This is a genomic window from Brevundimonas sp. CURTG3B2_SDJG (assembly GCF_057364705.1).
On sequence record NZ_JBNFOJ010000203.1, the window covers coordinates 1 to 5168 of the forward strand.

Annotated in this window: 3 protein-coding genes and 1 pseudogene; 3 read left to right on the top strand and 1 reads right to left on the bottom strand. The window is 69.2% G+C overall.

What is annotated here, in order from left to right; all coding sequences use genetic code 11:
- Positions 1-329 precede the first annotated feature (329 nt).
- From AC2W7C_RS13080 to AC2W7C_RS13090, 3 genes and pseudogenes are all read left to right on the top strand, one after another.
- A complete protein-coding gene (locus AC2W7C_RS13080; RefSeq protein WP_486001831.1) occupies positions 330-1058 on the top strand; it encodes a DUF969 domain-containing protein in 729 nt (242 codons plus the stop codon).
- Positions 1055-2020, top strand: coding sequence for a DUF979 domain-containing protein (locus AC2W7C_RS13085; protein WP_486001832.1), 966 nt, complete (start codon positions 1055-1057; stop codon positions 2018-2020). The genes AC2W7C_RS13080 and AC2W7C_RS13085 overlap by 4 nt, the downstream gene beginning before the upstream one ends.
- Before the next feature lie 89 nt (positions 2021-2109).
- Positions 2110-3029: pseudogene (locus tag AC2W7C_RS13090) on the top strand (DUF2891 domain-containing protein).
- A 299-nt stretch (positions 3030-3328) separates the two neighbouring features.
- Here AC2W7C_RS13090 and pyrG read toward each other — a convergent pair.
- A complete protein-coding gene (pyrG, locus tag AC2W7C_RS13095; RefSeq protein ID WP_486001833.1) occupies positions 3329-4981 on the bottom strand; it encodes a CTP synthase in 1653 nt (550 codons plus the stop codon).
- Positions 4982-5168: the final 187 nt, after the last annotated feature.

Sequence of the window (5168 nt, forward strand, 5' to 3'; positions counted from 1 at the left end):
ACGGCGAGAAGCCGTGCAGAAGCCCTCAGCGTCCTGCCTGCGTGAACCGGTCGCGCGGAGCCTCAGGCGGCGACGCCGAAAACTCACCCCGGTCCCCGCAACGCGAAAGCAGGGGACCCATCCGGTTCCGGGCCTCGCCGCCCAGGCTCCGCCGCCTCCCCGAACTCCTCGGCCGAACGGCCCCGGAGACGATCACGCATGGGCGGGGGATGGACGGGTTCCGAGCCTGTTGAAATCCGCCCATCCCGGCGAAGGCCCGGAGGCGTGGATGTGGGGTTTTCCGCGGCCTCGAACCGCGCGACTGTCCCTTGGCACGGAGGGGAGTCCGCATGCTGGTTCTGTTGGGGATACTGGTCGTCGTCGTGGGCTTCATCGCCCGCATCAATCCGTTGCTGGTGATCCTGGCCGCCGCGATCGTCACCGGCGTTCTGGCGGCGCTGGGGCCGGACGTGGACGCGCGCGGCCTGTTCGACGCGGGCGTTCAGACGCTGACCCGGTTCGGCGAGGCGTTCAACGACAACCGCTATTTCCACATCACCTGGCTGATCCTGCCGGTGATCGGCGTGCTGGAGCGGGCGGGCCTGCAGGAGCGCGCCCGGCTTCTGATCGCCCGGGTGAAGGCGGCGACGGCGGGGCGGCTGCTGTTGGTCTATCTGTTCGTCCGCCAGGCCACCTCCGCCCTCGGCCTGACCTCGCTGGGCGGCCATCCGCAGATGGTCCGGCCGCTGGTCGCGCCCATGGCCGAAGGCGCGGCCGAGGCCGAGCACGGCGCCCTGCCCGACAAGGCCCGCTTCCGCATCCGCGGCATGTCGGCGGCCACCGACAACATCGGCCTGTTCTTCGGCGAGGACATCTTCATCGCCATCGGTTCGATCGTGCTGATGGTCGGCTTCCTGGAGCAGGCCGGGCTGAAGGTCGAGGCGCTGGACATCTCGCTATGGGCCATCCCCACGGCCCTCTGCGCCTTCGCGGTGCATGGCCTCAGGCTGTGGCTGTTCGACCGCGCGGTGAAGCGCGACCTGGCCGCGCCCGCCCTCCCGTCGGAGGCCGCACGATGATCACCTTGCAGCACGCCTACCTCGTCGTCGGCCTGATGTTCCTGGCTTTCGCCGTCTTCACCGCCCTGGACCGGTCGCATCCGACCCGGATCCGCAACACCCTGTTCTGGGGCCTGATCGCCGCCTCCATGCTGTTCGGCGACGCCCTGGGCGGCCTGGGCAACGGCCTGTTGGTCGTGGCCCTGGTCGTCGTCGGCGCCGTGGGCAGGATGGGCGTCGGCATGCCGGCCACCACCACGCTGGAACAGCGGCGCGAGGGCGCGGCCGTCCGGGGAAACGCGCTCTTCGTCCCGGCCCTGGTCATCCCCCTGGTGGCGGTGGGCGGCACGCTGCTGGCCAAGCACACCGGGGCCGGAGCCTGGCTGATCTCCTCGACCCAGACGACGCTGATCGCCCTGGGCCTGGGCTGCCTGATCGCCCTGGTCGTGGCCATGGCCTGGTTCCGCCCGCCGGTCATGGCGCCGGTTCAGGAGGGCCGCCGGCTGATGGACTCCATCGGCTGGGCCGCCCTGCTGCCCCAGATGCTGGCCTCGCTGGGCGCGGTCTTCCTGGCCGCGGACGTGGGCGGGGTGGTCGGAAATCTGGTCAGCCAGACCGTGCCGCTCACCACCCCGCTGCTGGCCGTGATCGCCTACTGCCTGGGCATGGCGCTGTTCACCGTCGTCATGGGCAACGCCTTCGCCGCCTTCCCGGTGATGACTGCGGCGATCGGCCTGCCGATCGTGGTCCATCAGTTCGGCGGCAACCCGGCCATTGTCTGCGCCATCGGCATGCTGGCGGGTTTCTGCGGGACGCTGATGACGCCCATGGCGGCGAACTTCAACGTCGTGCCCGCCAACCTGCTGGAGCTGCCGGACCGCGACAAGGCGCTGAACGGGGTGATCCGAGCGCAGATCCCCACCGCCCTGGTCATGCTGGGCGTGAACACGGCGCTGATGTACCTGCTGGCCTTCCGGTTCTGACCATGACGCATGCCCTGGACGCCACGATCGCCTCCCGCTTCGCCGCCGCCGCGCTGGGGCATGTGACGCGCGAGTATCCCAACCACATCATGCACGTGCTGACGGGCCCGCAGGACGCCCGCACGCCGCGCGACATGCATCCGATCTTCTTCGGCAGCTACGACTGGCATTCCTGCGTGCATGGCTGGTGGACGCTGTTCACCCTCTATCGGCTGCATCCCGACATGGCCGAGGCCGCCCGCATCCGCCTCCTGGCCGACGACCTGTTCACGCCGTCGAACATCGCCGGAGAGGCCGCCTATCTGGCCCGCCCGGAGGCGCGGGGTTCGAACGCCCCTACGGCTGGGGTTGGCTGTTGATGCTGGCGGCGGAGCTGGAGCGGCATGAGACCGGCGAGGGCCGCCGCTGGGCCGAGACTCTGCGGCCGCTGGCCCAGGTCTTCGCCGAGCGCTTCAAGGCCTTCCTGCCCCTGGCCGACTATCCGGTGCGCGTCGGAACCCACTACAACACCGCCTTCGCCCTGCGCCTGACGCTGGACTACGCCGACGCCCACGACGCCGATCTGGCCGCTCTGTGCCGCGCGGCCGCATGGCGCTGGCACGCCCAGGATCGCGACTGCCAGGCGTGGGAGCCGTCGCAGGACGAGTTCCTGTCGCCCGCCCTGGCGGAGGCCGTCCTGATGCGTCAGGCGCTGTCGCCCGACGATTTCCGCGTCTGGTTCGACGCCTTCCTGCCCGCCCTGGCGGAAGGGCGGCCCGCGACCCTGCTGACGCCCGCGCGCGTCAGCGACCGGTCGGACGGCAAGATCGCCCACCTGGACGGCCTGAACCTGAGCCGGGCCTGGTGCTGGCGCGAGATCGCCTCGGCCCTTCCGGACGACGATGTCCGCGCGGCCGTCGCGGGCCGGGCGGCCGCGGCCCACCTGGACGCCGCCCTGTCCCATGTCACCGGCGACTACATGGGCGAGCACTGGCTGGCCAGCTTCGCCCTGCTGGCGCTTCTCGCCTGAGCGCCGCCGCGTGCGAAGGCCGACCTGATCGACCATCTGCGCAAGTCTTGGAAATACCTATTTTTCTTGCGGCTCAGCAGAAAGAGGAACACGGTTGTCCCGGATCGAGGCGACCATGTTCAATTCCCTGCGCTGCCGCTTTAAGGGCCATCTGTTCGTGGACAGCCGCTCGATCCCTGGCATGCAGACGTGCGTCCGCTGTCGGCTTCGTCGGCCGTTCGAAAGCGCCCTCGCCGTCCCGGGCGTCCTTTCGGACGAATGGTCGGACAGGCCGCCCAGTCCGCCCGACGAGGCCGGGCTCAGACCAGACGGCTCTGCACCACCGCCGCGGCGATGAAGCCGGCGAACAGCGGGTGCGGCGCGAACGGACGGCTCTTCAGCTCCGGATGATACTGCACCCCGATGAACCACGGGTGGTCCTCGCGCTCGACCGTCTCGGGCAGGACTCCGTCGGGCGACAGGCCGGCGAAGGTCAGGCCGCCCTTCCGCTCGATCGCCTCGCGATAGTTGATGTTGACCTCGTAGCGGTGGCGGTGGCGCTCGCTGATGGTCGTCGAGCCGTACATCTGCGCGATCTTGGACCCCGGCTTCAGAGTGGAATCATAGGCGCCCAGCCGCATGGTGCCCCCCAGGTCGCCGCCCTGCTGACGCAGCACCCTCTGATTGCCCTGGGTCCACTCGGTCATCAGCCCCACCACCGGCTCGGTCGTCGGGCCGAACTCGGTCGACGAGGCCTTGGGATAGCCGGCCAGGTTCCGCGCCGCCTCGATCACCGCCATCTGCATGCCGAAGCAGATGCCGAAATACGGAATGTTGCGTTCGCGGGCGAAGCGGGCCGCCTCGATCTTGCCTTCGGAGCCGCGCTCGCCGAAGCCGCCGGGGACCAGCACCGCGTGCGCGCCCTGCAGTCGCGCCTCGCAAGCCTCGCGGTCGCCCTCGAACGTCTCGGCCTCGACCCAGTCGATGTTGACCTTGACGTTGTTGGCGACGCCGCCGTGGTGCAGGGCCTCGATCAGCGACTTGTAGGCGTCCTTCAGCACCGTGTACTTGCCGACCACGGCCACGGTGACCTCCCCGTCGGGCTGCAGCCTGCGGCGGGCGATCTCCTGCCACATCGACAGGTCCGGCGCGGGCGCGTCGGTGATGCCGAAATGCGCCAGCACCTCGGCGTCCAACCCCTCGCGGTGATAGTCCAGCGGCACGGCGTAGATGTCGGCCGAATCCATCGCCTGGATCACGCCGCTTTCCCGCACATTGCAGAACAGGCCGATCTTGCGCTTTTCCTCGGGCGGGATCGGGAATTCGCAGCGGCAAAGCAGGATGTCGGGCTGGATGCCGATCGAGCGCAGCTCCTTGACCGAATGCTGCGTCGGCTTGGTCTTCATCTCGCCGGCGGTCTTGATGTAGGGCAGCAGCGTCAGATGCACGAAGCAGGACTGGCCGCGCGGCAGGTCCTGGCCCAGTTGGCGGATGGCCTCGAAGAACGGCAGCCCCTCGATGTCGCCGACCGTGCCGCCGATCTCCACCAGCACGAAATCGACCTCCTCGCCGTCATCGGTCAGGGCCGGCGTCAGGCAGAAGGATTTGATCTGGTCGGTGACGTGCGGGATCACCTGGACGGTGGCGCCGAGGTAGTCCCCGCGTCGCTCCTTCTCCAGGATCGTCGAGTATATCCGGCCCGTGGTGATGTTGTCCGACTTCGCCGCCGACACGCCGGTGAAGCGCTCGTAGTGACCGAGGTCGAGGTCGGTCTCGGCCCCGTCGTCGGTCACGAAGACCTCGCCGTGCTGATACGGGCTCATCGTGCCCGGATCGACGTTCAGATAGGGGTCGAGCTTACGAAGGCGAACCTTGTAGCCGCGCGCTTGCAGAAGCGCGCCGAGAGCGGCGGAAGCGAGGCCTTTTCCCAATGAGGAAACCACGCCGCCGGTGATGAACACGTAACGGGCCATGGGAGATCACTCTACCGCCGATTCGGGCGGCGATTTGCGGAGACTTTGAGGGCGGAAGAGGAAGGCGGGGATAAGGTCCCCGCCCACCTTACTGGGCCGGAGCCTGCTGCGCCGGGGCCGGCTGGGCCGAGGCGCCGGCCAGGCTCGATTCCAGGTCCTGCAGCGACGGGGCGGCCGGCTGGGCCGG

What these genes read in the sequence shown, in the direction of transcription:
- AC2W7C_RS13080 (WP_486001831.1), top strand. Translation starts at nt 330, where the DNA reads ATGCTGGTTCTGTTGGGGATACTGGTCGTCGTCGTGGGCTTCATCGCC.
- AC2W7C_RS13085 (WP_486001832.1), top strand. Translation starts at nt 1,055, where the DNA reads ATGATCACCTTGCAGCACGCCTACCTCGTCGTCGGCCTGATGTTCCTG.
- pyrG (WP_486001833.1), bottom strand. Translation starts at nt 4,981, where the DNA reads ATGGCCCGTTACGTGTTCATCACCGGCGGCGTGGTTTCCTCATTGGGA.